This window comes from Streptomyces sp. NPDC050738 (assembly GCF_040654175.1).
Taxonomy (GTDB): domain Bacteria; phylum Actinomycetota; class Actinomycetes; order Streptomycetales; family Streptomycetaceae; genus Streptomyces.
Genome location: NZ_JBFAHN010000006.1, coordinates 260,890 through 282,823, shown reverse-complemented (window position 1 = coordinate 282,823; position 21,934 = coordinate 260,890). Strand labels below are relative to the sequence as shown.

24 protein-coding genes are annotated in these 21,934 nt (G+C 70.0%); 12 read left to right on the top strand and 12 right to left on the bottom strand.

Translation table 11 applies throughout. The features are described from left to right. Window positions 1-14: 14 nt before the first annotated feature. Window positions 15-422, bottom strand: a complete 408-nt coding sequence (locus AB0H78_RS18230; protein ID WP_363235426.1) for a hypothetical protein — start codon at window positions 420-422, stop codon at window positions 15-17. 82 nt (window positions 423-504) lie between these two features. Between AB0H78_RS18230 and AB0H78_RS18225 the strand changes: the two genes are divergently transcribed. The 4 genes from AB0H78_RS18225 to AB0H78_RS18210 are packed head-to-tail and all read left to right on the top strand — an operon-like array spanning window position 505 to window position 3,231. Beyond that, the gene (locus tag AB0H78_RS18225) at window positions 505-828 is read left to right on the top strand and encodes a type VII secretion target (protein ID WP_363235425.1); all 324 of its coding nucleotides are present in this window, start codon (window positions 505-507) and stop codon (window positions 826-828) included. Between the two features lie 2 nt (window positions 829-830). Then, a complete protein-coding gene (locus AB0H78_RS18220) occupies window positions 831-2,090 on the top strand; it encodes an amidase domain-containing protein (RefSeq protein ID WP_363235424.1) in 1,260 nt (419 codons plus the stop codon). Between the two features lie 5 nt (window positions 2,091-2,095). Then, window positions 2,096-2,485, top strand: a complete 390-nt coding sequence (locus tag AB0H78_RS18215; RefSeq protein WP_363235423.1) for a hypothetical protein — start codon at window positions 2,096-2,098, stop codon at window positions 2,483-2,485. A gap of 14 nt (window positions 2,486-2,499) precedes the next feature. Further along, the gene (locus AB0H78_RS18210; protein WP_363235422.1) at window positions 2,500-3,231 is read left to right on the top strand and encodes a hypothetical protein; all 732 of its coding nucleotides are present in this window, start codon (window positions 2,500-2,502) and stop codon (window positions 3,229-3,231) included. On the opposite strand, the gene AB0H78_RS18205 is transcribed toward AB0H78_RS18210, so the two are convergent. The 4 genes from AB0H78_RS18205 to AB0H78_RS18190 all read right to left on the bottom strand — a co-directional run bounded on the left by AB0H78_RS18205 (window position 3,228) and on the right by AB0H78_RS18190 (window position 7,551). Beyond that, the gene (locus AB0H78_RS18205) at window positions 3,228-4,913 is read right to left on the bottom strand and encodes a serine/threonine-protein kinase (protein ID WP_363235421.1); all 1,686 of its coding nucleotides are present in this window, start codon (window positions 4,911-4,913) and stop codon (window positions 3,228-3,230) included. The genes AB0H78_RS18210 and AB0H78_RS18205 overlap by 4 nt on opposite strands. Window positions 4,914-4,982: 69 nt before the next feature. After that, window positions 4,983-6,137 (bottom strand): epoxide hydrolase family protein, encoded by a 1,155-nt coding sequence (locus tag AB0H78_RS18200; RefSeq protein ID WP_363235420.1) that lies wholly within the window; start codon window positions 6,135-6,137, stop codon window positions 4,983-4,985. Window positions 6,138-6,215: 78 nt separating this feature from the next. Then, window positions 6,216-7,118 (bottom strand): LysR family transcriptional regulator, encoded by a 903-nt coding sequence (locus AB0H78_RS18195; RefSeq protein ID WP_363235647.1) that lies wholly within the window; start codon window positions 7,116-7,118, stop codon window positions 6,216-6,218. A gap of 40 nt (window positions 7,119-7,158) precedes the next feature. Next, complete coding sequence (locus tag AB0H78_RS18190; protein ID WP_363235419.1) at window positions 7,159-7,551, bottom strand: nitroreductase/quinone reductase family protein; 393 nt, start codon at window positions 7,549-7,551, stop codon at window positions 7,159-7,161. 134 nt (window positions 7,552-7,685) lie between these two features. On the opposite strand from AB0H78_RS18190, the gene AB0H78_RS18185 reads away from it, so the two are divergent. Continuing rightward, the gene (locus AB0H78_RS18185) at window positions 7,686-10,256 is read left to right on the top strand and encodes an Ig-like domain-containing protein (protein ID WP_363235418.1); all 2,571 of its coding nucleotides are present in this window, start codon (window positions 7,686-7,688) and stop codon (window positions 10,254-10,256) included. Window positions 10,257-10,334: 78 nt separating this feature from the next. Here the strand turns inward: AB0H78_RS18185 and sodN are convergent, their stop codons facing one another. Continuing rightward, complete coding sequence (sodN, locus tag AB0H78_RS18180; protein WP_363235417.1) at window positions 10,335-10,730, bottom strand: superoxide dismutase, Ni; 396 nt, start codon at window positions 10,728-10,730, stop codon at window positions 10,335-10,337. Window positions 10,731-10,859: 129 nt separating this feature from the next. On the opposite strand from sodN, the gene sodX reads away from it, so the two are divergent. Beyond that, entirely contained in the window at window positions 10,860-11,309 is a 450-nt protein-coding gene (sodX, locus tag AB0H78_RS18175) for a nickel-type superoxide dismutase maturation protease (protein ID WP_363235416.1), read from the top strand. Here sodX and AB0H78_RS18170 read toward each other — a convergent pair. Continuing rightward, window positions 11,246-11,842 carry a CGNR zinc finger domain-containing protein gene (locus AB0H78_RS18170; protein ID WP_363235415.1) on the bottom strand — a complete coding sequence of 199 codons (597 nt, stop codon included), beginning with the start codon at window positions 11,840-11,842 and terminating at the stop codon, window positions 11,246-11,248. The genes sodX and AB0H78_RS18170 overlap by 64 nt on opposite strands. Window positions 11,843-11,937: 95 nt before the next feature. Between AB0H78_RS18170 and AB0H78_RS18165 the strand changes: the two genes are divergently transcribed. Beyond that, the gene (locus AB0H78_RS18165; RefSeq protein ID WP_363235413.1) at window positions 11,938-12,699 is read left to right on the top strand and encodes a class I SAM-dependent methyltransferase; all 762 of its coding nucleotides are present in this window, start codon (window positions 11,938-11,940) and stop codon (window positions 12,697-12,699) included. Window positions 12,700-12,772: 73 nt separating this feature from the next. Here AB0H78_RS18165 and AB0H78_RS18160 read toward each other — a convergent pair whose 3' ends face one another. Genes AB0H78_RS18160 through AB0H78_RS18150 form a run of 3 tightly spaced genes read right to left on the bottom strand, consistent with a single transcriptional unit; the run spans window position 12,773 to window position 15,488 of the window. After that, window positions 12,773-13,540 (bottom strand): amino acid ABC transporter ATP-binding protein, encoded by a 768-nt coding sequence (locus AB0H78_RS18160; RefSeq protein ID WP_363235412.1) that lies wholly within the window; start codon window positions 13,538-13,540, stop codon window positions 12,773-12,775. Then, a complete protein-coding gene (locus AB0H78_RS18155; protein ID WP_363235411.1) occupies window positions 13,537-14,475 on the bottom strand; it encodes an amino acid ABC transporter permease in 939 nt (312 codons plus the stop codon). The genes AB0H78_RS18160 and AB0H78_RS18155 overlap by 4 nt, the downstream gene beginning before the upstream one ends. A gap of 47 nt (window positions 14,476-14,522) precedes the next feature. Beyond that, the gene (locus AB0H78_RS18150) at window positions 14,523-15,488 is read right to left on the bottom strand and encodes an ABC transporter substrate-binding protein (RefSeq protein WP_363235410.1); all 966 of its coding nucleotides are present in this window, start codon (window positions 15,486-15,488) and stop codon (window positions 14,523-14,525) included. A 528-nt stretch (window positions 15,489-16,016) separates the two neighbouring features. On the opposite strand from AB0H78_RS18150, the gene AB0H78_RS18145 reads away from it, so the two are divergent. From AB0H78_RS18145 to AB0H78_RS18130, 4 genes are all read left to right on the top strand, one after another. Next, entirely contained in the window at window positions 16,017-17,216 is a 1,200-nt protein-coding gene (locus AB0H78_RS18145; protein WP_363235408.1) for an NADP-dependent malic enzyme, read from the top strand. A gap of 79 nt (window positions 17,217-17,295) precedes the next feature. Beyond that, window positions 17,296-18,261 carry a zinc-binding dehydrogenase gene (locus AB0H78_RS18140; RefSeq protein ID WP_363235407.1) on the top strand — a complete coding sequence of 322 codons (966 nt, stop codon included), beginning with the start codon at window positions 17,296-17,298 and terminating at the stop codon, window positions 18,259-18,261. Between the two features lie 52 nt (window positions 18,262-18,313). Then, window positions 18,314-18,523, top strand: coding sequence for an HTH domain-containing protein (locus tag AB0H78_RS18135; protein ID WP_363235406.1), 210 nt, complete (start codon window positions 18,314-18,316; stop codon window positions 18,521-18,523). Next, window positions 18,523-19,074 (top strand): Clp protease N-terminal domain-containing protein, encoded by a 552-nt coding sequence (locus tag AB0H78_RS18130; protein ID WP_363235405.1) that lies wholly within the window; start codon window positions 18,523-18,525, stop codon window positions 19,072-19,074. Before AB0H78_RS18135 ends, AB0H78_RS18130 begins: the two co-directional genes overlap by 1 nt. An 82-nt stretch (window positions 19,075-19,156) precedes the next feature. Here AB0H78_RS18130 and AB0H78_RS18125 read toward each other — a convergent pair whose 3' ends face one another. Together AB0H78_RS18125 and AB0H78_RS18120 are read right to left on the bottom strand one after the other, a co-directional pair. Next, window positions 19,157-20,107, bottom strand: a complete 951-nt coding sequence (locus tag AB0H78_RS18125) for a helix-turn-helix transcriptional regulator (RefSeq protein ID WP_363235404.1) — start codon at window positions 20,105-20,107, stop codon at window positions 19,157-19,159. Window positions 20,108-20,110: 3 nt separating this feature from the next. Next, complete coding sequence (locus AB0H78_RS18120; RefSeq protein ID WP_363235403.1) at window positions 20,111-20,971, bottom strand: DUF4097 family beta strand repeat-containing protein; 861 nt, start codon at window positions 20,969-20,971, stop codon at window positions 20,111-20,113. Window positions 20,972-21,107: 136 nt separating this feature from the next. Between AB0H78_RS18120 and AB0H78_RS18115 the strand changes: the two genes are divergently transcribed. Beyond that, complete coding sequence (locus AB0H78_RS18115; RefSeq protein WP_363235402.1) at window positions 21,108-21,929, top strand: hypothetical protein; 822 nt, start codon at window positions 21,108-21,110, stop codon at window positions 21,927-21,929. The last annotated feature ends 5 nt before the right edge of the window (window positions 21,930-21,934 follow it).

The following is a 21,934-nucleotide window of genomic DNA, read 5'->3' as shown; positions in this document are numbered from 1 at the left end:
CCATCTGGATCCACCTACCCCCGCGCCCGCCTCTGCATCATCGCCATCACAGCCATCCCGACCCCCACCACGATCACTGCCGCCGCCAGCCACGGCCAGGGGCTCCACTCCTCCGTGCACGTCTGGCCCGTCCCCGACGTCGTGCACACCGTGCCGGGCCCCGACCTGTTCAGATACGCCACGTACAGCAGCGGCGCCCCCACCCCCGACACCAGCCCGGGCAGGCCCCGTTCGGAGTCCTTGAGCCTGATCAGGACCACCACCAGCGCCACCGCGACCGGCAGTACGAACACCCCGATCGACAGCACGGTCAGCAGCGCCAGCATCAGCCCCGCGCCCGCCGCCGCCCACCCGGCGAAGAATCCCCACGCGCGGGCCTGCCCCCGCACCTGCCCGTCCCCAACTGTCCGAAGTTCGTGCACGCGTGCCTCCCCAATCCCGCTGGTACCCCTGTCACCCCGCCGCCGTAGGATGCACCGGTCCATCCATACGGGGAGATGCCCAATGAGCGACATCAGCATAGATACGGCCCGCGTCACCGCCGCCGCTGCCGATACCGAAGCCCTCTCGCGTCAGGTGATGGCGCGCCTCGCGGGCTCCCTCGACACCAGCGACACGGTGTACGGCGCGCACTACGGCAACGGCTGGCAGAGCCCGGTCCAGCTCAAAGTGTGCGCCCAGAAGTGGGAGGAGCACATGGTCGAACTCGCCAAGAAGATGGGCGACTTGAGCGCCAGGCTCCACGACTCCTCGCACAGCTACACCTCCACCGACGCCGAGGCCGAATCCCGCCTGCGCTCCGGGCTCAACGACCTCGGAAAGGCCTGACCATGGTGTCGTACCAGGGCATCAACAACGCCCGCCCCACCCTCTGGCACACCGCATCCGAGGAGTGGCACGACCTGGCGAAGTACAGCCTGGACGCCGCCAAGGACCTGCGCGAGTACGGCGCGAAGCCCCTCGCCGACAACTGGACCGACGCCGTCGGGGCCGATGCCGCCGCGCAGTTCGAGAAGCTGGCCAACCAGCTGGAGTCGGCGTACGACATCCTCCTCGCCGTCCAGATGGTCGCCGACGGCATGACCACCACCCTGGAGACCGCGCACAGCACCATGCGCGAGGCCGTCGAGCTCGCCAACCGCTACGGCCTCACCATCGCCGACGACGGCACGGTCACCGCCCCGCCCCCGCACAACCGCACGGAGGCCGAGGAGATCGGCCCGTACCGCACCCAGGTCCAGGACCTCGTCGACCAGGCCGTCCAACAGGTCACCACCGCCGATGAGTTGGCGGCAGCGGAGTTCCAGAAACTCGCGAACCAGACGGGCCTCGACGACCCCACCAAGGCCCTCAACGAGCTCCAGACGCACGCCTCGCAGACCGAGATGAAGATGCTCGCCGCCGACATCCCGGTCGGCAAGAGCCCCACCACGGTCGCCAACTGGTGGAACGGCCTCACCCCCGAGCAGCGCAGGCAGATGCAGCTCGCCGAGCCGGTCGCGCTCGCCAACCTCGACGGGATTCCGGCCGACGTACAGAAGGACCTGCGCGGCAACGGCAAGTACGACCGCGTGAAGATGGTCCAGTACGCCCTCGACAACTGGGACAAGGACGACCCGACCGACTTCGGCAACAACTGCACCAACTTCGTCTCCAACGCCCTGCACGCCTCCGGCATGAAGGAGAAGACCTCCATCTGGGGCACGTCGGACGACGACACCTGGATGATCGGCAACCGCACCGGCATCGACAACGTCGACAAGCGCCTCGCCTACTCGGACTCCTGGGCCGCCGCCGAGAACCAGCAGAACTTCATGCTCAAGCACGGCGGCGCGGAGGTCCCGCGCACCGACGTGAAGCCGGGCGACATCCTCTACTACGAGCAGGAGGGTTCCGGCGGCTCCAACGAGGTGGGCAACACCCACCACGCCGCCATCGTCACGGCCGTCATGCCGGACGGCGAGATCAAATACACCCAGCACTCGGACCCCAACCAGAACGTCAGCCTGGAAGGCCGCCTCCCCGCCACGGAGAAGGGCGAAGGGCAGCAGAACGTACGGATCGTCCGCCCGAACCCGGACTGGTACTGACACCCATGACAGACGTGAACACGATCAACGCCCCCGCCCGCCAGGGCGCGTTCCTGCTCGTCCCCCTCCTGGTGGCGGTGTCGGTCGCGCTCCTGGCCGCCTTCTTCTCCTTCGACGGCGACACCTTCCAGCACTGCGCGTACCTCGGCCCGTCCACCCGTATGTACGTCACCGCCTGGGCGGCCCCGCTCTGCGCCCTGGCGGCCGGCGCGCTCCTGCTCACGCTGCGCGCCCGCCCGCGCAGCGGCATGCGCACCTTCGCCACCTGCGTGGCCTGCCTCATCCCGGTGCTGCTGCTCGTCCAGGCCTTCGCGCTCTACACGGTGTACGCGGACGACCCTTCGGGCGGCGACGGCTGCAGCGGCCTCGTCGCCGCGCTCACCCCCTGGGTCTGAGCCAGACTGGGGGCATGCACACCGCACGCACCACCTACGGCCGCCTGCACGTCGAGGGCCAGGACCTGGCCCCGGCGCGCTGGCTGGAGCAGCGGCCGGCGGAGATCGACGACACCTTCTCCACGGTGGCGCGGGTGTGCGCCCCCGGCTTCCCCGCGTACGCGCGCATCCTGCACCCGGCGGGGCTCGCGGGTCGCTCCGTACGGTGGGACGAGGTGGCCGCCGCGTACGGCCGTACGGTGTCGGGCCCGACCCCCTGGCACGAGCTGATCGGCCTCGGCCACCGATTCGACCTCGACAACCGGGAGTTGAGCCGCCCCGGCGTCTGGGACGAACTCCCCAAGGAGGGCCCGACCCCTTCCGCCGTGGCCCGCACCATGATCCCCGTCCTGGCCCGGCACACCCGCACCGCCGACCGCTGCTGGTTCGGCCTCTGGGTGGGCTACGGACAGTACGAGTGGACCGGCGTCCCCGACTTCGAGACCCCCGGCCGCGAGGAGATCCTGCTCAGCGGCCGCCTCGCCGACGCCGCGTCCCCGGCCGAGGAGGGCGAGGCGGACCCCGACTGCCCCTGGCCCGACGAACTGCCCGACCTGTGGTGGCCCGACGACCGGTCCTGGTGCGTCGGCGGCGACACCGACCTGTTCAGTACGTACGTCGGCGGATCGGAGTCCTGCATCGCCGAACTCCTGGCGACCCCGGGCCTGGAGGCCCACCGCGTCACGGAGTCCACGCACCTCGACTAGGTCCAACTCCTCAGCGCGGCCCAGGTGTTCGGCCCCACCTGCCCGTCCACCTCAAGCCCCCGCGCGCTCTGGAACCGCTTCACCGCAGCCGTCGTGTCGGCGCCGAAGTCCCCGTCGACACCGGACGACCCGACCGAGTACCCGCGCTTGGTCAGCATGCACTGCACCTGCACCACCCGCTGCCCCTTGTCGCCCGCCTCGGTCTGCACGGTGCCCGAGTAGTACGTGCACTGGCTGATCCACGCCGGGGTGGGCTTGGGGGTCGGCTTCGGCGCCGGTTTCGTGCTGGTGGAAGCGGTGGCGCCCCGGGTGGGGGCGCTCGTCCTACGGGTGGCCTTCGCGGACGGCGCCCCCGCACCGCTGCCGCTCGCCCCGGGCTTCGGGGTCGAACTCGCCGCGCCGTCCGGGGTCTTCCTGCCCGACGCGGACGGGGTCGCGCCGACCTCCGAGCCCCCGAGCTCCGAACTCCCGCCCGCCTGCGACTCCTTGGCCCCGACCGGCGCCGACGCCGACGAGGCGGTGGTCGCCGTATCACCCTCCGACCCTCCGCCCCGCACCATGAGCACCCCGCCCACGGCCACCGCGCACACCGCCACCGCGGCGGCCACGGCGATCCCCGTGCGCCGGCGCCGGCTCCGGGCCACGGTCGCGGGCGATGCGACGGTGGGACGCGCGTCGGGGTTCCCCGCCGGGATACCGTTCGACGGCCGCAGGAACACCGTGTGCTCCACGTTCATGGAGGTCAGTACCTCGAACGCCCGCTGCCGCTCCCGCACTTCACCCGCGAGCGGCTCCTGCCACTGGGGCTCGGCCCCCTGCGAGCGGGCCGCCGCGTCGGCCAGATACTGCGGAATGGGCCGCCGCTCAGGCTCCTTCGCCAGACACGCGGCCAGCAGCTCCGCCAGCCGGGGATCGGCGGCGGCGAGCGCCCCGATGACCTCCGGGCGGGGCTGCTCGTACGCGACCCGGTGCATGACGTCCACCCCGGTGCCGTCCCCGAACGGGGCATGCCCCGTGGCCGCGTACATCAGCGTGCAGGCCAGCGAGAAGACATCCGAAGCGGTGTCGGTCCTGCCGTCCCGCAGATGCTCGGGCGACATATAGCTGGGGGTGCCGACCCGGGCCCCGGTCGAGGTGATCGCCGTCGACTCCACGGAGTGCGAGATCCCGAAGTCGATCACATGGGCGCCGGTCGCCGAGAGGATCACATTCGACGGCTTGAGATCCCGGTGCACGACACCGACCGCGGCCAGCGCCGACACCGCGCGCCCCAGATGCCCCACGAGCCGCCAGACCCCGGCCGGCTCCAGCGGGCCGTACGCCTTCACGGCCGCCGCGAGACTGATGCCGGGTATGAACTCCGTGCCCATCCACAGGAGTTCACCGTCGTAGCCGGTCCCGGTGAGTGCGGGAGCGTGCGCGCTGCGCACCCGCCCCACCACCGCGGCCTCCCGCTCGAAGCGCCGCCGGAAGGAGGGGTCCTCGGCGTACTCGGGCCGGATCACCTTCACGGCGACGAGCCCCGGACCCCCGTCCGCGGGACGCCCCAGATAGACCCGCCCCATGCCACCGCTGCCGAGCACACCCACCAGCGCGTACGGCCCGATCCTGGTCGGACCGTCGCCCGGCAGGGGCAGGGCGCCGACCCGTTCCAGTACGGCGGGTGGCTGCTGCTCCGGCATGGTGGTTCCCCCTAGTCCCTTCCGGCTCCCACCGGAAGAGGCGAGGCTACCGTCCCGGAGCGGCGGGGGTCAGCGCAGCCCGCGGAAGAATCCCCGCATGTCCTCGGTCATCACCTCGGGCTCCAGGTGGGCCGCGTAGTGTCCGCCCGGCTCCTTGTAGGTGTGCCACTGCGCGATGCTCTTGTGGTCGCGCTCGGCGAACCGGCGGATCGACTTGAAGTCGCCCTCGAACGAGGCCAGCCCCAGCGGCACGGTGGTCGGCTCCAGAGTTTCCGCTTCCGCGCCCTGCTGCTGCGCCTTGGCGTCCTCGTAGTAGAAGCGGATGGCGGAGCCGGCCGTACCGGTCAGCCAGTACAGCGCCACATTGGTGAGGATGAAGTCGTCGTCGATGCTCCGTCCGCCCATCATGTCGGCGGTGAACAGCTGCAGATTCCAGCCGAGCAGCCCGACCGGGGAGTCGGCGAGGGCGTGGGCAAGGGTCTGCGGCTGCTGGGAGTGCAGCTGATTGAAGGAGAACTTGTTCTCCATGAACCACTGCAGGACCTGCATGCCCGCCATGTCCTCCTCCGACATCCCGGCGAACTCGGCAGGGTCACCGCTGGGGAACGAGAAGACCTGTGTGACATGCACCCCGGCGACGTGCGCGCCGTCGATGCGGCCCATCACCGGGGAGATCATCGAACCTGCGTCGTTGCCGTGCGCCCCGTACTTCTCGTACCCGAGCCGCCGCATCAGCTCCGTCCAGGCCTTCGCGGTGCGCTCCGTGGTCCACCCCTTGTCCGTGGTCGGCCCCGAGAAGCCGAAACCGGGCAGGGACGGGATGACCAGGTGGAAGGCGTCGGCCGGGTCGCCGCCGTGCGCGGCGGGGTCGGTGAGCGGTCCGACGAGGTCGAGGAACTCCACGAACGAGCCGGGCCAGCCGTGCGTGAGGATCAGCGGGAAGGCGCCGGGCTCGGGAGAGCGGACGTGCAGGAAGTGGATGTTCTGCCCGTCGATCTCGGTGGTGTACTGCGGAAGCGCATTGATCCTGGCCTCCCACGCACGCCAGTCGTACCCGTCCCGCCAGTACTCGGCGAGCCGCCGCACCTCGCTGACGGAGACCCCGTACTCGCCTTCGTCGCCCGGACCGGAATCGGTCCAACGAGCCTTCGCCAGACGGTCGTTGAGGTCGTCGATGTCGGCCTGCGGTACGTCGATCCGGAAGCGCTTGATCTCTGTTGTCATGCCTCTACGATCCCGCGTACGCCGCCGCCCATCAACGGCGATCCGCAACACGACCGTGCTGCCGTACGCAACGATCCCTCACCCTGCGAAGGTGGCCCCGACCTCGCCCGAGACCTCGGCGAACGCCCGTGCCCAGTAAGTGTGTTGACCGTCCGCCCAGAGGGCCCTGACGGGCATCGGGGGCAGTCCGGTGAGCTCGGTGACGACCACGCCCGGCCGGTCGTACGCGTCGAGCAGGGAGGTGAACGTCAGATGTGCCAGATCTCCCTGCGTGACCATCCGCAGCACATCCTCGACATAGCCGGCGGGAAGACGCCACAGCTTGACGGGCAGCCCGCCAGGAGTGACGGACGGTGCCCACAACTCTCCGAACCACGGAGGGAGTTCGGGGTAGATCACCTCATGCCCGGCGAGCTCCTCGACGTCGATCGACGGCTGTCCCGCGAGCGGATGGCCGGACCCGAGCAGTACTGCGCGCGCCACGCGGTGGATGACGGGGCCGATCCGCAGCGGAGGCTCCACCGGTGCGGATCCAGTAGGCATCCAGCTGACGAAGACGTCGACCGGCCATTCCTTGCCGAGCCAGCGGAACAGGTCGGTGGTCGGCAGACCCGATGCCACGATCCGGCAGTCCGGATACTTCGCCTCGAACGCCGCGATGAGGGCGGGCCGCAGCTTCGCGGGCAGCGTCGTGGAGAACCCCACCCGCAGGACCCCGCCGCCCAGTTCGGTCGACCGCCGGACATCGTCAAGGGCGCGCTCCATACGGATGTACGCGGCCCGTAACTCCGCGAAGAGCTGCTCCCCGGGTGGTGTGAGGCGCACCACCCGGCTGGTCCGCTCGAAGAGGGCGGTCCCGGCCCGCCGCTCCACCACCCGTACGAGACTGCTCACCCGCGACGTCGAAAGCCGAAGCCTCTCGGCGGCCCGCCCGAAATGCAACTCCTCGGCCACGGCGAGGAAGGCCTCTATCTCACGCATCTCCAGCACGCCGTCAAGGTACTTCAGCCCCGCCGCACGGTCAGCCGAGTTCGACCCGCACGCTCAGCAGGTCGTTCCCCAGGGCGCGGACCGCGGCGCTGTTGAGGCGGGGCAGGGTCCGCAGGCGGGCGCGTGCGTCGTCCCCGGGGACCGGATGCGCGGTCCCGGTGTGCCACCGCCCCTTGATCCGGACCCGGACCTGCGGCTGCGCCAGGATGTTCCGCACGTACTGGGACCGCTCCCCGTACTCCGAGACGAACCAGAACTCCTGCCCGACGCGACGCCCGCCGACGGGTGTGCGCCGGGGCAGCCCGGACGTGCGTCCTGTGGTCTCCAGGAGGGTCTGTGTGGGCAGCCGTCTCAGCAGCGGATTGCCGATGCGCCGCTGGAAGGCGGTGACGGCCCGGAACTTGGCCTCGCGATAGCGCGACATGTGCGCATCTCCTCTTCGGTGGTCCGCCCATCTTCCACGGGCATCGGAGGAGCTCTGCTCCACCCGCGCGAAACGGCGCACCCGCTCGGCGTGGGCCCCGCCGGAGAAGGGGGTGATAGTCGTACAAGTAGGGCATGGCTCTGCGTGTCGTTTTCCGTCCCGGTACGGCCTTCCGCGGCCTCGCCGCGCTCGCCGTGCCGCTGCTGGCCCTGTCCGCCCTCGTGCCCGGGGCCGGCCCCCAGGCGCGGGCCGCAGCGGACGACGGGCCGACGATGCCCGGCGCGCAGGCCGCCTCGCGGGCGTGCGACAGCCCGACGCGGACGCTGAGCGGCGGCTCGACGGACGTGCTGACGTTCGCGTCGGGGGAGACGGTGCTGCTGAAGTCCGGCACGTACAGCGGCGGCGTGAACGCCTTCCCCCAGGGGGCCGTGGTGTGCGTGGCGTCCGACGCGACGTTCGCGCCGCCGTACATGAACAACGCGGCGGGCGCCCTGGTCGTCAAGGGGACGGCGACGCTCCAGTACCTGACCGTGGTCAGCGGTTTCCGGCTGGTCAACGAGGGTTCCGTCAGCGCCCAGGGCCTCACCGCGAACGGCACGGTCCTCATCGAGAACACCCGCCGTCACACCATGGACCTGCCCAACGCACTCACCCTCAACGACGGCAGCATGCTGCACAACGCGGGCACGGTGAAGACCGGTTCGATCGTCGTCGCCGCCGATGCCACCGTCGTCAACTCGGGCACCCTCTCCGGCGCGGGCAGCGGCTTCGCGCTCAACGGCACCCTCGACAACACCGGCACGGTCTCCATCAACCAGTACCTCAACGCGTCCACCACCTCGGTGATCAACAACAGATGTGTCATCACCACCACCCAGGGCTGGGCCAACGCGGGCAAGGCCGTCAACCAGGGCCGCATCACGATGGGCGCCGACTACCTCAACAACTCCGGCAGCATCGAGCAGAGCGAGGACGGGGTCATCGCAGGCGCCGAGTTCACCAACGGCGGCACCATCACCGGTTACGGCGGTTACCGCTTCACCGGCAACACCACCAACTTCGGTACGTTCACCGGCGATGCGGCCGATGAGCCGGTGCGGTTCTGGGACACGACGAACTCCGGCGGCGCCGTCTTCGACACCACGGGCGGGACCGTCCGGAACGTCCTACGCCAGGAAGTGACCGTCGACCCCGACACGGGCCCCGCCGGCTGCCACCCCCTCGTTCCGTTCCTCGGCAAATCCGCGGACCTGTACGTGTCCAAGACCGGGCCCGCCGACGTCGCCACCGGAGGCCGGGTCACCTACGAGGTGGCCGTCACCAACCTCGGCCCCGAAGATGCCCGGAACGTCGTCGTCACGGACGCCCTGCCCGCCGCGCTCACCGGGGTGACGGCATCCGGCGGCGGCACCGTCTCCTCCGACGGCACGAAGGTCACCTGGAACGTCGGCACGCTCGCCGCGGACGCGGTGCGGCGCTTCACCGTCACCGGTACGGCAGCGAGCCCCGGCGTCCTCCTCGACATCGTCTCCGGTACGTCGTCCACCATCGACCCCGACGCCTCGGACAACGACGGCAGCGCGGAAACCGCCCGCGTCACGACCACGGTCACCAACTCCGTACCGCTCAACCACGCCCCCACGATCGACGACCAGAGCGTGACCACGACGACGGGCCACCGCCACTTCGGAGCGGTCGCCGCCACCGACCCGGACGCCGGGCAGGAACTGACGTACTTCCTGCCGGAGGCGGTCCAGAACGGAACCGTGGGGCACAGCACCGCGCACGGCAGCGTCGAGCTGCTGCCGAGCGGCCTCTACACCTATACGCCGTCGGGCAACTTCACCGGAAAGGACTCCTTCGAGACGGAAGTCTGCGACGACGGCACCCCCGTGATGTGCGCCAGGGCGACCGTGACGGTGACCGTGCTGCCGATCGCCCAGGACGACTTCCTGACCGTTTCGGCCGACTCGGCCAACGTCATCGACGTCACCCTCAACGACCTCGGGCAGGTGAACGCGCCCACGGTCCTCGCCCAGCCGAAGCACGGCACGGCGGTCGTCAGGGACGGCGTCGTGGTCTACACCCCCGACCCCGGCTACACGGGCGCCGATTCGTTCCCGTACCGCGTCTGCAGCCCCAACGACGCCACCGTGTGCGCCGATGCCACCGTGCACCTGGTGGTGATCGAGAAGCCCGAGCCGCCCGTCGTCGGCGACGACCGGCAGACGATCCACGTGGATGAGACGGCGGCCGGCAGCGTCGTGGTGACCCCCGCACGGAACGGCGCCGTCCTCGTCCGGATCGGCCGGAAACCGCTGCACGGCACCGCCACCAGCACGGGGGGCGGTGGCTACACCTACCGCCCCGACCCCGGCTGGACCGGCACGGACACCTTCACGCTGATCGGCTGCGAGACCCGTACGACGGTCCTCTGCGACACCGGCACCGTGACGATCACGGTCCTGCCGCGCACCTCCCCGTCCCCCTCGCCCTCCCCGACGCCGGCTCCGTCCCACTCCCCGTCGCCGCCCGCGCCGCCTGCCCCGATCGGCCCCAACGGCCCCGACGGAGGCGGCGGTTCGGGCCTGGCCGACACGGGCCCGGGCGACTTCTGGATCCTGAGCGCATCGGCGGCCGCCCTCACGCTGGGCACCGGCACCCTGACGTTCCTGCTGGCCGCCAGAGCCCGCCGCCGGACGTAACGCCCCTGTACATGCCGACAGCACCTGGCTTCGCGCGAAGGCCAGGTGCTGTCGGTGTGTGCGGGGACGGATCAGGCGTCAGGCCTTCTTCGTCTCCCAGAAGATCCGGTCGATCTCGGCGATGAGCTCGAGAGCCTTCTCGCCGGTCTTCGGGTCGGTCGAGCCCTTGGCGGCCGAGAGGGCCTTCAGGGTGTCGTTGACCAGCTGGTGCAGCTCCGGGTACTTCTCGAAGTGCGGCGGCTTGAAGTAGTCGCTCCAGAGCACCGAGACGTGGTGCTTGGCGAGCTCCGCGCGCTCTTCCTTGATGACGGTGGCGCGAGCCTGGAAGTGCGCGTCGTCGTTGGCGGCCATCTTTTCCTGGACGGCCTTGACCGACTCGGCCTCGATACGGGCCTGGGCCGGGTCGTACACGCCGCACGGCAGGTCGCAGTGGGCGCTGACCTGAACCTTGGGGGCAAACAGGCGGGAAAGCATCTAGCTGTCCTTCCTCGTGATCGTCTTCTCAGGTGGGACATTACTCCGTGGCAGAGCCGTTTTCGCGGGTGCCCCCTAGGGCTTAGGTCAAAAGACCGGGGTCATCATGGGACTTGTGGAGGAACGGACATGGCTCGTACCGGGAGGTGCCGAGTGACGGATCTGGAGCGGGAGCCACGCGTGCCGTTGGGGATTGCAGAGGTGATGGGAGCCTCGATGGTGCCCACATTGCGCCAGGGCGACCAGGTGCTCGTGCACTACGGGGCGCAGCTGCGACCGGGTGACGTGGCGGTGCTGCGGCATCCCCTGCAGCAGGATCTGCTGATCGTGAAGCGGCTGATCGAGCGACGCGAGGAGGGCTGGTGGGTGCTCGGCGACAGCCTCGCGGAGAACGCGCTCGACAGCCGGGTGTTCGGCACCGTGCCCGACGAGCTGGTGCTCGGCCGGGTGCGCGGGCGCTACCGGCCGGTGGAGGCCGGGCGCCGGCGGTCGGTGGGTGTGGTGCTGGGGTGGCTCTATCGGTCGCTGCGGCCCGTGCTGTCGGACAAGGACGTCTCCAAGCGCTTGCGTGCGCGGTAGGCGGCGACGTTGGCGCGGGTCGCGCAGCGGTCCGAGCAGTAGCGGCGTGAGCGGTTGGTCGAGGTGTCGAGATAGGCGTTGCGGCACGGCGCTGCCTCGCACAGGCCGAGGCGGTCGACACCGAACTCGGTGAGGGCGAAGGCGAGCCCCATGGCGGCGATCGCGGCATAGCCGGCCGTGACGTTGGAGGGGTGGTCGGCCAGGTGCATGTGCCAGTCCGGGGTGCCGTCCTCCTTGGGATGGTCGTGGCCGGAGATCTGCGGGGAGACCGGGAACTCCAGGAGCAGGGAGTTCAGCAGGTCGACGGCGAGCGTCTGGTCGCCGCCGTCCGCCGCCTCGAAGACCGCGCGCAGCCTTGCCCGTACGGAACGGAAGCGGGTCACGTCGGAGTCGGTCGCCCGCCGGGAGGCCTGCACATTGGCGCCGAAGAGCTCGCGGATCACCTCGACGGAGGTGAGGGAGTCCTTGTTGCGGGCCGGCTCCTCGGTGTTGACCAGACGCACGGCGTAGTCCGAGTAATAGGCCAGTTCCACTTGTAGTCCTTACGAGGGCGGTCTAGGGTCTGACGTGGCAGTCGGTCGTAACGGGCGATCTGGCGTCCAGGGTATTACATGTGGGGTGGTTCCTGATGGCGCAGACAGTGGCGGGTACGGACTGGGCGGGCTGGCAGCGGAGCTGGGACCGCCAGCAGGAGGTGTACCTCCCCGACCGCGAGGAGCGGTTCCGGGTGATGCTGGACATGATCGAGGCGCTGGTGGGGCCCGCGCCGCGGGTGCTGGATCTCGCGTGCGGTACGGGAAGTATTACGGACCGGGTGCTGCGCAGGTTCCCGGACGCCGTCTCCACCGGGGTCGACCTCGACCCCGCGCTGCTGACGATCGCGCAGGGCTACTTCGCCGGGGACGAGCGCGTGAGCTTCGTGACCGCGGACCTGAAGGACCCGGCATGGACCGAGCGGCTTCCGTACGAGAGCTACGACGCCGTGCTCACCGCGACCGCCCTGCACTGGCTGCACCTCGAACCGCTCGCCGCGCTGTACGGACAGATCGGCCGGCTGGTGCGCGACGGGGGCGTGTTCATGAACGCCGACCACATGCGCCACGAGGGAACGCCGCGGATCGACGCCGCCGTCAGGGCGGGCGAGGAGCGCGCCATGGAGAGCGCCAAGGCGGACGGCGCGCTCGACTGGCGTCAGTGGTGGGATGTGGCGGGCAAGGACCCGGTCCTCGCCGAGGCGACCGCGCGCCGTTACGAGATCTACGGGGAGCACGCGGACGGCGAGATGCCGCCGCTGGACTGGCATGTGGCGACGCTCAAGGGCGCCGGATTCGGGGAGGCGCGGGGCGTGTGGGCCTCGCCCGGGGACTCCCTGGTGCTCGCGCTGAAGTAGGCGGGGAGAGACGGAGCAGGGGCGGTACGGGATTCCGTACCGCCCCTGCCTCATGCCGGTGATCGCCGTACTCCTAGAGCACCTTCGACAGGAACGACTTCGTCCGGTCGTGCTGCGGGTTGGTCAGCACATCGCGCGGGCTGCCCGCCTCGACCACCACACCCTCGTCCATGAAGACCAGGGAGTCGCCCACCTCGCGGGCGAAGCCCATCTCATGGGTGACCACGATCATCGTCATGCCGTCCTCGGCGAGGCCCCGCATGACGTCCAGGACGTCGCCCACCAGCTCGGGGTCGAGCGCGGAGGTCGGCTCGTCGAAGAGCATCAGCTTGGGCTCCATCGCCAGCGCACGGGCGATGGCGACGCGCTGCTGCTGGCCGCCGGAGAGCTGCGAGGGGTAGTTCCCCGCCTTGTCCGAGAGGCCGACGCGGTCGAGCAGGCGCTCGGCGCGCGCACGCGCCACGGCCTTCGTCTCGCCCTTGACCTGGACCGGGGCCTCCATGACGTTCTCGATCGCCGTCATGTGGGGGAAGAGGTTGAAGCGCTGGAAGACCATGCCGATGTCCCGGCGCTTCAGGGCGACTTCGCTGTCCTTGAGCTCGTAGAGCTTGCCGCCCTTCTCGCGGTAGCCGACGAGTTCGCCGTCGACGGACAGGCGTCCGGCGTTGACCTTCTCCAGGTGGTTGATGCACCGCAGGAACGTCGACTTGCCGGAGCCGGACGGGCCGACCAGGCAGAAGACCTCCTGCGGGGCGACCTCCAGATCGATGCCCTTGAGGACCTCGACGCTGCCGTAGGACTTGTGGACGCCCTCGGCCTTGACCATGGCGGTGGCGGTCATGCCTTACCTCCCGAGGGGCGGCGGCCGAGCGCCGTACGCAGACGCTGGAGCGGGGTGGGCGGCAGGGCGCGGGTCGAGCCGCGTGCGTAGTACCGCTCCAGGTAGTACTGGCCGACGCTGAAGATCGAGGTCAGCACCAGATACCAGGCGGCGGCGAGGAAGAGCATCTCCACCGTCGAACCTGCTGTCTGCCCGATGTCCTGGGCCACCTTGAGCAGATCCAGGAACTGCACCGCCGAGACGAGCGAGGTCGTCTTCAGCATGTTGATGACTTCGTTGCCCGTCGGCGGGACGATCACGCGCATCGCCTGCGGGACCACGATCCGGCGCAGGGTCTTGGAGTGGCTCATGCCGAGCGCGTGGGCTGCCTCGGTCTGGCCGTCGTCGACCGCGAGCAGGCCGGCGCGGCAGATCTCCGACATGTACGCGGCCTCGTTGAGACCGAGCCCCAGCAGCGCCGTCAGCAGCGGCGTCATGAAGCTGGCCCAGTAGTCCTTGTAGAGCGGACCGAGGTTGATGTACTCGAAGACCAGGCCCAGGTTGAACCAGACGAAGAGCTGGACCAGGACCGGGGTGCCGCGGAAGAACCAGATGTAGAACCAGGCGATGGAGCTGGTCACCGGGTTCTTCGACATCCGCATCACGGCGAGCAGCAGACCGCCCGCGATACCGATGGCCATGGAGAGCACGGTCAGTTCGAGCGTCTTCCACACGCCGGTGACGATCCGGTCGTTGAAGAAGTAGTCGGGGACGGTGCCCCAGTTGATCTTGCCCTGCGAGAAGGCGTAGACGATCGCCACGAGAAGGCCGATCGCGACGGCCGCGGACACATAGCGCCACGGGTGCCGGACCGGGACGGCCACGAGGGCCTCCGGTCCGGCAGCGGGCGGCGGAGTGTCGGCGGGGCCGTCCGTCTTGCTGACGTCAACAGTCACGGATGGTGCCTTTCAGGTCCCCCGTTGGTGAGCGGTACGGACGCGGGTCAGGAACCGCCGTTGATCTTCGCGTCGTGGTTGATGCCGGCCTCGACGCCCCACTTCGCGATGATCTTGTCGTACTCGCCACTCTTGATGATCGCCTTGAGGGCGGCCTGGATGGCGTCGCGCAGCTTGTCGTTGCCCTTGGCGAGCGCGATCCCGTACGGGCCGGCCTCGACCTGCTCGCCGACGATCTCGAAGTACTCGCCCTTGCCGGAATTCTTCACCGAGTAGGCGGCGATGGGGAAGTCCGCGGACACCGCGTCGACGCCCTTGGAGCGCATACGCGTCTCGGCCTCGGGGTTGGTCGGGAAGTCCTCGATCTTCAGGGTCTTCTTGCCGTCCGCGACGCACTTCTTGGCCTGGGCCTTGGCGAGGTCCTGGGAGAAGGTGGCGGTCTGCACGCCGATCGACTTCCCGCAGAGGTCGTCCCAGGTCTTGATGCCCTGGGTGGCGCCCTTGTTGGTGTAGATCGAGACACCGGCGGTGAAGTAGTCGACGAAGTCGACGCCCGCGCCGACCTTCTTCTTGGTTTCGCCGTCGACGCCGTTCTGGCGGTCCTTGGTGTCCGTCATGGCCGACATGGCGATGTCGTAGCGCTTGGCCGCGAGACCACCGATGAGGTCGGCGAACTTGCCGTTCTGGAACTCGAACTTCACACCGAGCTGCTTGCCGAGGGCCTCGGCGATGTCCGGGTCGATGCCCACCGTCTTGCCCGAGGCGTCCGTGGACTCGACCGGCGCGTACGCGATGTCGGAGCCGACCTTGATGGTGCCCTTGGCCTTGACGTCGGCGGGGAGCAGGTTGGCGAGCGGCGCGGAGGACTTGGAGGAACCCGAGTCCTTCGTGTCGTCGCTCTTCGTCTGGTCGCCGCAGGCGGTCAGCAGCAGGGCGCCGGCGACCGCGATCGCGCCGACCGCGGCTATACGGGACTTCGCGGCGGTCGAACGACGGATGGTGCTTGCGGTCATGATCTGGATCCTCCGGCAGGTGGGGAGTTACCGAGTACGGCGTCGACCTCCGACGCGTCCTTGCGTGCGGTGATCGTGTGTGATTAGGGCATCTTGCCATTCGGACTCACCCATTCAGGGGGTCGGCCATGTCAAAATCGGATAACGGGTGACCCCCGTTCCTCAACTGGCCGGTACAGCAAGGCCGGACCATCTGTGGGAAACCAGGCATCCTGCCGGAGAATCTCCGGCACATCTCGCCTGATGGACGTGTTTGATGTCGCGTAGCGGACTTGTCCAGATATTCGGCTATGAGTCATGTCACGGCGTCGATACGCACTCGTGCACGGCACCGTCCATCCGGTAGAAAAGCTCTTTACACCCCTCATCCGGGGCTCAGGGCGCGTGTGCGGCGCGCCCGCGCGTTCGTACCTCCTCCTGCCAGGGCGGGCCAACCGCCTTACGCAGGTCACGGACGTGGTGCCCACCCACCCCTCCTCAACCAGGAGTGGCCACCCTCAACTGATGAAGACTTAAGGGGTCAAACCAATGGCAGCGGAGATCGTCAATCCTCGCAGCGACACCACGACCGACGAACCTTTCGATGCGGCCTTCGCGCTGCACCGCGGCGGGAAGATGGCCGTGCAGGCCACCGTCCCGGTGCGCGACACGGCCGACCTGTCCCTGGCGTACACCCCCGGTGTCGCCAAAGTGTGCAGCGCGATCGCGGAGAACCCCGAGCTCGTCCACGACTACACCTGGAAGTCCAACGTCGTCGCCGTCGTGACGGACGGGACGGCCGTCCTGGGACTCGGTGACATCGGCCCCGAGGCCTCCCTCCCCGTGATGGAGGGGAAGGCGATCCTCTTCAAGCAGTTCGGCGGCGTCGACGCGGTCCCGATCGCGCTCGCCACCACCGACGTCGACGAGATCATCGAGACCGTCGTGCGCCTCGCCCCGTCCTTCGGTGGCGTCAACCTGGAGGACATCTCGGCACCCCGCTGCTTCGAGATCGAGAAGCGGCTCCAGGACGCGCTGGACATTCCGGTCTTCCACGACGACCAGCACGGCACGGCCGTCGTCACGCTTGCCGCCCTGCGCAACGCCGCCGTGCTGACCGGGCGTTCGCTCGGCCAGCTGCGCGCGGTGATCTCGGGCGCGGGTGCGGCGGGTGTCGCCATCGCGAAGATCCTCATCGAGGCCGGTATCGGCGATGTCGCGGTGTGCGACCGCAAGGGCATCGTCTCGGCCGACCGCGAGGACCTCACCGCCATCAAGCGCGAGGTTGCGGGCTTCACCAACAAGGCCGGCCTGAGCGGCCCGCTGGAGACCGCGCTCAAGGGTGCGGACGTCTTCATCGGAGTCTCCGGCGGTACGGTCCCTGAGCCGGCCGTGGCGTCGATGGCCAAGGGGGCGTTCATCTTCGCGATGGCCAACCCGAATCCGGAGATCCACCCCGATATCGCCCACAAGTACGCGGCGGTCGTGGCCACGGGCCGCTCCGACTTCCCGAACCAGATCAACAACGTGCTTGCCTTCCCCGGCATCTTCGCGGGTGCGCTGCAGGTGCGGGCGTCGCGTATCACCGAGGGCATGAAGCTCGCGGCGGCCGAGGCGCTCGCCGCTGTCGTCGCCGATGAGCTGAGCGCGGAGTGCGTGATCCCGTCGCCGTTCGACGAGCGGGTCGCGCCTGCCGTCACGGCCGCGGTGGCCGCTGCGGCCCGGGCCGAGGGCGTGGCGCGCCGCTGATGCGCGCAGGGGGTACGGGACGCGGCTCACACCGGTGCACGGTTACGCCGCGTCCCGTACCCGCCCTATCGTCAAGGTCATGTTCGCCGCCTACGCAGCACGAATCGACCCTGACCGGCCTCTCGAAGGACTCGAGTTGGGGGAGCGTCCCGCCCCCGTCGACCGACCCGGCTGGACGACCGTCAATGTCCGCGCCGCCTCCCTGAACCACCACGACCTCTGGTCGCTCCGGGGCGTCGGCCTCGGGCAGGAAGCCCTCCCGATGATCCTCGGCTGCGACGCGGCCGGCATCGACCAGGACGGCAACGAGGTCGTCCTGCACTCCGTCATCGGTGAGAAGGGGTACGGGGTCGGGACGAAGGAGCGCCGCTCCATCCTCACCGAGAAGTACCAGGGGACTTTCGCCGAGCAGGTCACCGTCCCCGAGTGGAACGTCCTGCGCAAGCCCAAGGAGCTCAGCTTCGCGGAGGCCGCCTGCCTGCCCACCGCCTGGCTCACCGCGTACCGCATGCTCTTCACCAACGCCGGTGTGCGGCCCGGGGATTCGGTCCTCGTGCAGGGCGCGGGCGGCGGGGTCGCGACCGCGGCGATCGTCCTCGGCAAGGCTGCCGGACTGCGGGTGTACGCCACCAGCCGCGACGAGGCCAAGCGCAAGCGGGCGGTCGAGCTCGGCGCGGTCGAGGCGTACGAGAGCGGTGCGCGACTCCCCGAGCGGGTGGACGCGGTGATCGAGACGGTCGGCGCCGCCACCTGGTCGCACTCCGTCAAGTCGCTGAAGCCCGGCGGGACTCTGGTCATTTCGGGTGCCACGTCGGGGCCGAACCCGCCGTCCGCCGAGCTGACCCGGATCTTCTTCCTGGAGCTCAAGGTCGTCGGCTCCACGATGGGCTCCAAGGACGAGCTGGAGGACCTGCTCGCGTTCTGTGCGGCGACGGGTGTACGTCCGGTGATCGACGAGGTGCTGCCGCTGGACCGGGCGCGCGAGGGCTTCGAGCGGATGGCCTCCGGTGACCTCTTCGGGAAGATCGTTCTGACGAACCAGTGAGTGGTTGTCAATGTTGGTTGACAGGCCTCCCCTGTCAACCTACATTGACATCATGAGTGACGCGACGGATCTCGCCCAACGGGCGAGCGACAGCGACCCGCGGATCGGGCTGCGGGCGGTGGCCGCACTGCGGCGACTGCTCGAACAGCTCGAATCCGTACAGGTGCGCAGTGCGCGCAACAAGGGCTGGTCGTGGCAGGAGATCGCGGCCGAACTGGGTGTCAGCAGGCAGGCGGTCCACAAGAAGCACGGGAGGCAGTGATGTTCGAGCGGTTCACGAAGAGTGCCCGGGGCGTGGTGGAGGGTGCGGTCGTACGGGCCGAGCGCGCGGGCGATCCCGCCGTCACGGAGGAACATCTGCTGCTCGCCCTCCTCGACCAGGAGGGCACCCGCTCGTCCTTCGCCTTCTCCTCGCTCGGTGTCGCGCAGCGGCGCGCCTCGGTGGAGCGGGGCCTGGAGCAGGCGCGGCGGCGGGGCGGGATGTCACGGGCGGACACGGAGGCCCTGGCCGGGCTGGGGATCGATGTCGACGCGGTGGTGGGCCGCCTCGAAGAGGCCCACGGGGAAGGCGTGCTGGCCAAGCGCAAGCCCGTGCGGCGGGGCCGTCGCACGCTGACCCCGGGCGCGAAGGACACGCTGACGCGGACGCTGCGGGTGGCGGTGGGCCACGGTGACCGCCGCATCGGCGACGAGCACTTTCTGCTGGCGCTGGCGGGGCGGCCCGGGGTGGTTGCGGATGTGCTGAGCGAGCACGGGGCGTCGTACGGGGCGGTGGAGCGGGTGCTGTACGGGGGAAGCCCGTCCGGCGATTGAGGACAGGCGGCCGTAGGCCGCTTACCGGGGGCCCGGGGGCCTGCCCCCGGTTTCGGGAAGGGGCGGGGTGGGGGAGAGCTCCTCAGGCCCCCGGGCCCCGCAGTGCGGTCGCGATGCGGGTCGCCGCCGTGGCCAGGTCGGCGCGGGCTTCGCGGAGTTGGGACTCCGTGACCCCGTTGTCCCGGGCCGCATCGCGGATCTCGTCGCGGAAGCGGTCGAGGAGTCGGTCGAGGTCGCGGGCCGGGTCACCGGAGGAGTCCTCCTGGGCCCACTTGGGCTCCGGCCCCGGCGCGGCGGCGGGCTTCCCGAAGCCGCCGAACTCCTTCGTGAGCTCCGCCAGTCCCTCGCGTACGCCCGTCGGCCAGTCGCCCCGCGCGAAGTGGTCCTGCACCTGCTCGGCCACCCTGCGCACCTTGTCCTGGGCCTCCTTGGCCTGGCGGCGCGCCTGCTGGGCGTCCTCGCGGGCCCGGCGGGACTCGTCCTTCGCCCGGCGCGCCTGCTCCTTCCACTCCTGCTTGGCGCGCTTGAACTCCTCCTTGGCCTGCTTCCAGCTCTCCTTGTCGCCCCAGGGACCGCCGAGGAAGTCGGCCGGGTCGGGGAAGTCGGGGAAGGGCTTTCCTGAGGTGGCCCGCTCGGAGCCCGCGCCGCGCGCCTCCTTCGCCGCAGCCCGCATCTCGCGCCGCAGGTCGCTCGCGGAGCCGCTCACGTCCGCGCGGATCTCGGCGGCGAGTTCGGAGACGGACTCGCGGATCTCCATCTCCAGATCGGCCAGTTCACCGCCCCGGCCCGCCAACTCCTCGCGCCCCGCGTCGGTGATCGAGTAGACCTTGCGGCCGCCTTCGGAGGCGTGCGTGACCAGGCCTTCGGCCTCCAGCTTGGCCAGGCGCGGATAGACGGTGCCGGCGCTCGGTGCGTACAGCCCCTGGAAGCGCTCCTCGAGGAGTCTGATGACTTCGTAGCCGTGGCGCGGGGCCTCGTCGAGCAGCTTCAGCAAGTACAGGCGCAGGCGGCCGTGGGCGAATACGGGAGGCATGGTTCAGAGCTCCTTGGTGAGCGATGCGGGCGCGTCCGGCACGTCGGTGGCGGGCCTGCGCAGCAGTGCGATCGAGCCGGACACGGTGGACGCCCTGAGCTTGCCGCTGCCGGCCCCCAGTGTCCCGGTGATCCTCTTCGCGCCCCACTTGCCGCTGACCCGCAGGTCCTCGAAGGCGTTGGAGACGGAGCCGGTCGCGGTGTTCGCCTCGACCTTGGCGTCGGCGGGGTGGGGGAGGCGGATGGCGACCTCTCCCGAGACGGTGGTCAGCCCGATGTCGGCCGGCCGGTCCGTACCCGCGGGATCGAGGTCGACGACCATGTCGCCGCTGACCGACTCCGCCCGGACGGACGAGCCGATGCCCTCGAACACGGTGAGGTTTCCGCTGACCGACTTGAAGTGCAGATCGCCGCTGACGGCCTGGGCCTCCAGATTTCCGGAGACGGTGTCGGCCGCCACCTTGCCCGCGACCCCCACCAGCGTGGTGTCACCGGTGACGCCGCGTACTTCGGTGCGTCCCCGTACGCCCGAGATGACGGACCCGGCGCCGACCGTGCCGACCGCGACGCTCGCGTCCGCGGGGACGGTGAGCGAGACGACCGCGCGGCGGGGCTTCCAGCCCTTGCGGTCGAGCCACTTCGGCAGGTCCTTCCAGGTCAGGTCCTCGTACGTGACCGTGAGGGTGCCGCCCTCCTGGGTCACGATCAGCGGCGGTCCGTCGATCTCGGAGACCTCCAGGCGCGCGGAGGAACCTTCGTCGGTGCCCACGACGTTGACCGTTCCGTTGACGATGCGGACGTTCAGCGCCGTCACCGGCTCGTCGAACGTGAGCTTCTGCGGCTCAGACACGGACCACTCGGACATGGTGCAGACCTCCCCGTACGGGCGATGACGCAACATATCGCGTCTCTTGTTAAACAAGATATATCGCGTGTCGCGAAAGTCAAGCGAGCTGGTCGCGAGGGGGTGACGGTGGGTGATTTGTCCTAGCGTGGTGCACATGTCTGTGCCGTCGCCCGACCATGCCGCCACCGGAGCGCTCCTTCTCTGCCGCGCCGACCCCGCGGCCGTACGCCCTGCGGCCCACCTCCTGCGCGAGCGGCTGCTCCTCGCCCCCGCGGGCGACGAGTGGAGCGTCCTGGTCCCCGAGACCAAGCCCTGGCTGCAGGGCGCCGACCCCGTCGACCGCGTCGTCACGGGCTGGGCGACGGCCCTCGCGGTCCCCGTTCCCTGGCCGGTGCTCGCCCTCTGGTGGGACCGCGACCGCGCCGGATTCACCCTGGCGGCGGGCTTCCGCCGCACCGTCACCTACGTATGGCTCGCGGACGGCACCCCGGCCGGCGAGGACGAGGCGATGCGCACCTTCGGAGCCCGCCTCGGGCTCGACCCCGTCCTGGGCTTCCAGGCGCTGACCCCGCTCACCCGCCCGGACACCGACGCGGACGCCCGCGCCCGGTTGATCGCTCTCACCGCGGTCCTCGCCCGTACGGGCCTGGCCCTGCCGGCCGGTCTGGGCCCGGGCGAACCGGCCGACCGGCTGCGCGAAGTCGCCCGTATCCAGAGCGCGGCCGAACAGATCGACTCCTCGGGCTGGCGCGACGCGGTACGGGCCGAACTGGACGTGGTGGAGGAGGGCCCCCTCGGCCCCTGGCTCCGCGGCCCGAAGGCGCGGCTGCTCGGCGCGGCCCAACTGGCGGTCGGCATCCCCCTGTTGGCCTGGGGTGCGACGCGGCGCAGCGGCGGCTGGACGGCGGCCGGGGCACTGCTGGTCACGCATGGCGCGCTGGGTCTCGCGTACGACCGGATGCGCACCGGGGCATAGCGCCT

Bases quoted from the DNA above. Each gene is read 5' to 3' on its own strand.
- AB0H78_RS18185 (WP_363235418.1), top strand. From the start codon at position 7,686: ATGGCTCTGCGTGTCGTTTTCCGTCCCGGTACGGCCTTCCGCGGCCTC.
- AB0H78_RS18115 (WP_363235402.1), top strand. From the start codon at position 21,108: ATGTCTGTGCCGTCGCCCGACCATGCCGCCACCGGAGCGCTCCTTCTC.
- AB0H78_RS18210 (WP_363235422.1), top strand. From the start codon at position 2,500: ATGCACACCGCACGCACCACCTACGGCCGCCTGCACGTCGAGGGCCAG.
- AB0H78_RS18140 (WP_363235407.1), top strand. From the start codon at position 17,296: ATGTTCGCCGCCTACGCAGCACGAATCGACCCTGACCGGCCTCTCGAA.
- sodN (WP_363235417.1), bottom strand. From the start codon at position 10,730: ATGCTTTCCCGCCTGTTTGCCCCCAAGGTTCAGGTCAGCGCCCACTGC.
- AB0H78_RS18125 (WP_363235404.1), bottom strand. From the start codon at position 20,107: ATGCCTCCCGTATTCGCCCACGGCCGCCTGCGCCTGTACTTGCTGAAG.
- AB0H78_RS18135 (WP_363235406.1), top strand. From the start codon at position 18,314: ATGAGTGACGCGACGGATCTCGCCCAACGGGCGAGCGACAGCGACCCG.
- AB0H78_RS18150 (WP_363235410.1), bottom strand. From the start codon at position 15,488: ATGACCGCAAGCACCATCCGTCGTTCGACCGCCGCGAAGTCCCGTATA.
- AB0H78_RS18190 (WP_363235419.1), bottom strand. From the start codon at position 7,551: ATGTCGCGCTATCGCGAGGCCAAGTTCCGGGCCGTCACCGCCTTCCAG.
- AB0H78_RS18220 (WP_363235424.1), top strand. From the start codon at position 831: ATGGTGTCGTACCAGGGCATCAACAACGCCCGCCCCACCCTCTGGCAC.
- AB0H78_RS18225 (WP_363235425.1), top strand. From the start codon at position 505: ATGAGCGACATCAGCATAGATACGGCCCGCGTCACCGCCGCCGCTGCC.
- AB0H78_RS18130 (WP_363235405.1), top strand. From the start codon at position 18,523: ATGTTCGAGCGGTTCACGAAGAGTGCCCGGGGCGTGGTGGAGGGTGCG.
- AB0H78_RS18120 (WP_363235403.1), bottom strand. From the start codon at position 20,971: ATGTCCGAGTGGTCCGTGTCTGAGCCGCAGAAGCTCACGTTCGACGAG.
- AB0H78_RS18195 (WP_363235647.1), bottom strand. From the start codon at position 7,118: ATGCGTGAGATAGAGGCCTTCCTCGCCGTGGCCGAGGAGTTGCATTTC.
- sodX (WP_363235416.1), top strand. From the start codon at position 10,860: ATGGCTCGTACCGGGAGGTGCCGAGTGACGGATCTGGAGCGGGAGCCA.
- AB0H78_RS18160 (WP_363235412.1), bottom strand. From the start codon at position 13,540: ATGACCGCCACCGCCATGGTCAAGGCCGAGGGCGTCCACAAGTCCTAC.
- AB0H78_RS18200 (WP_363235420.1), bottom strand. From the start codon at position 6,137: ATGACAACAGAGATCAAGCGCTTCCGGATCGACGTACCGCAGGCCGAC.
- AB0H78_RS18145 (WP_363235408.1), top strand. From the start codon at position 16,017: ATGGCAGCGGAGATCGTCAATCCTCGCAGCGACACCACGACCGACGAA.
- AB0H78_RS18215 (WP_363235423.1), top strand. From the start codon at position 2,096: ATGACAGACGTGAACACGATCAACGCCCCCGCCCGCCAGGGCGCGTTC.
- AB0H78_RS18205 (WP_363235421.1), bottom strand. From the start codon at position 4,913: ATGCCGGAGCAGCAGCCACCCGCCGTACTGGAACGGGTCGGCGCCCTG.
- AB0H78_RS18165 (WP_363235413.1), top strand. From the start codon at position 11,938: ATGGCGCAGACAGTGGCGGGTACGGACTGGGCGGGCTGGCAGCGGAGC.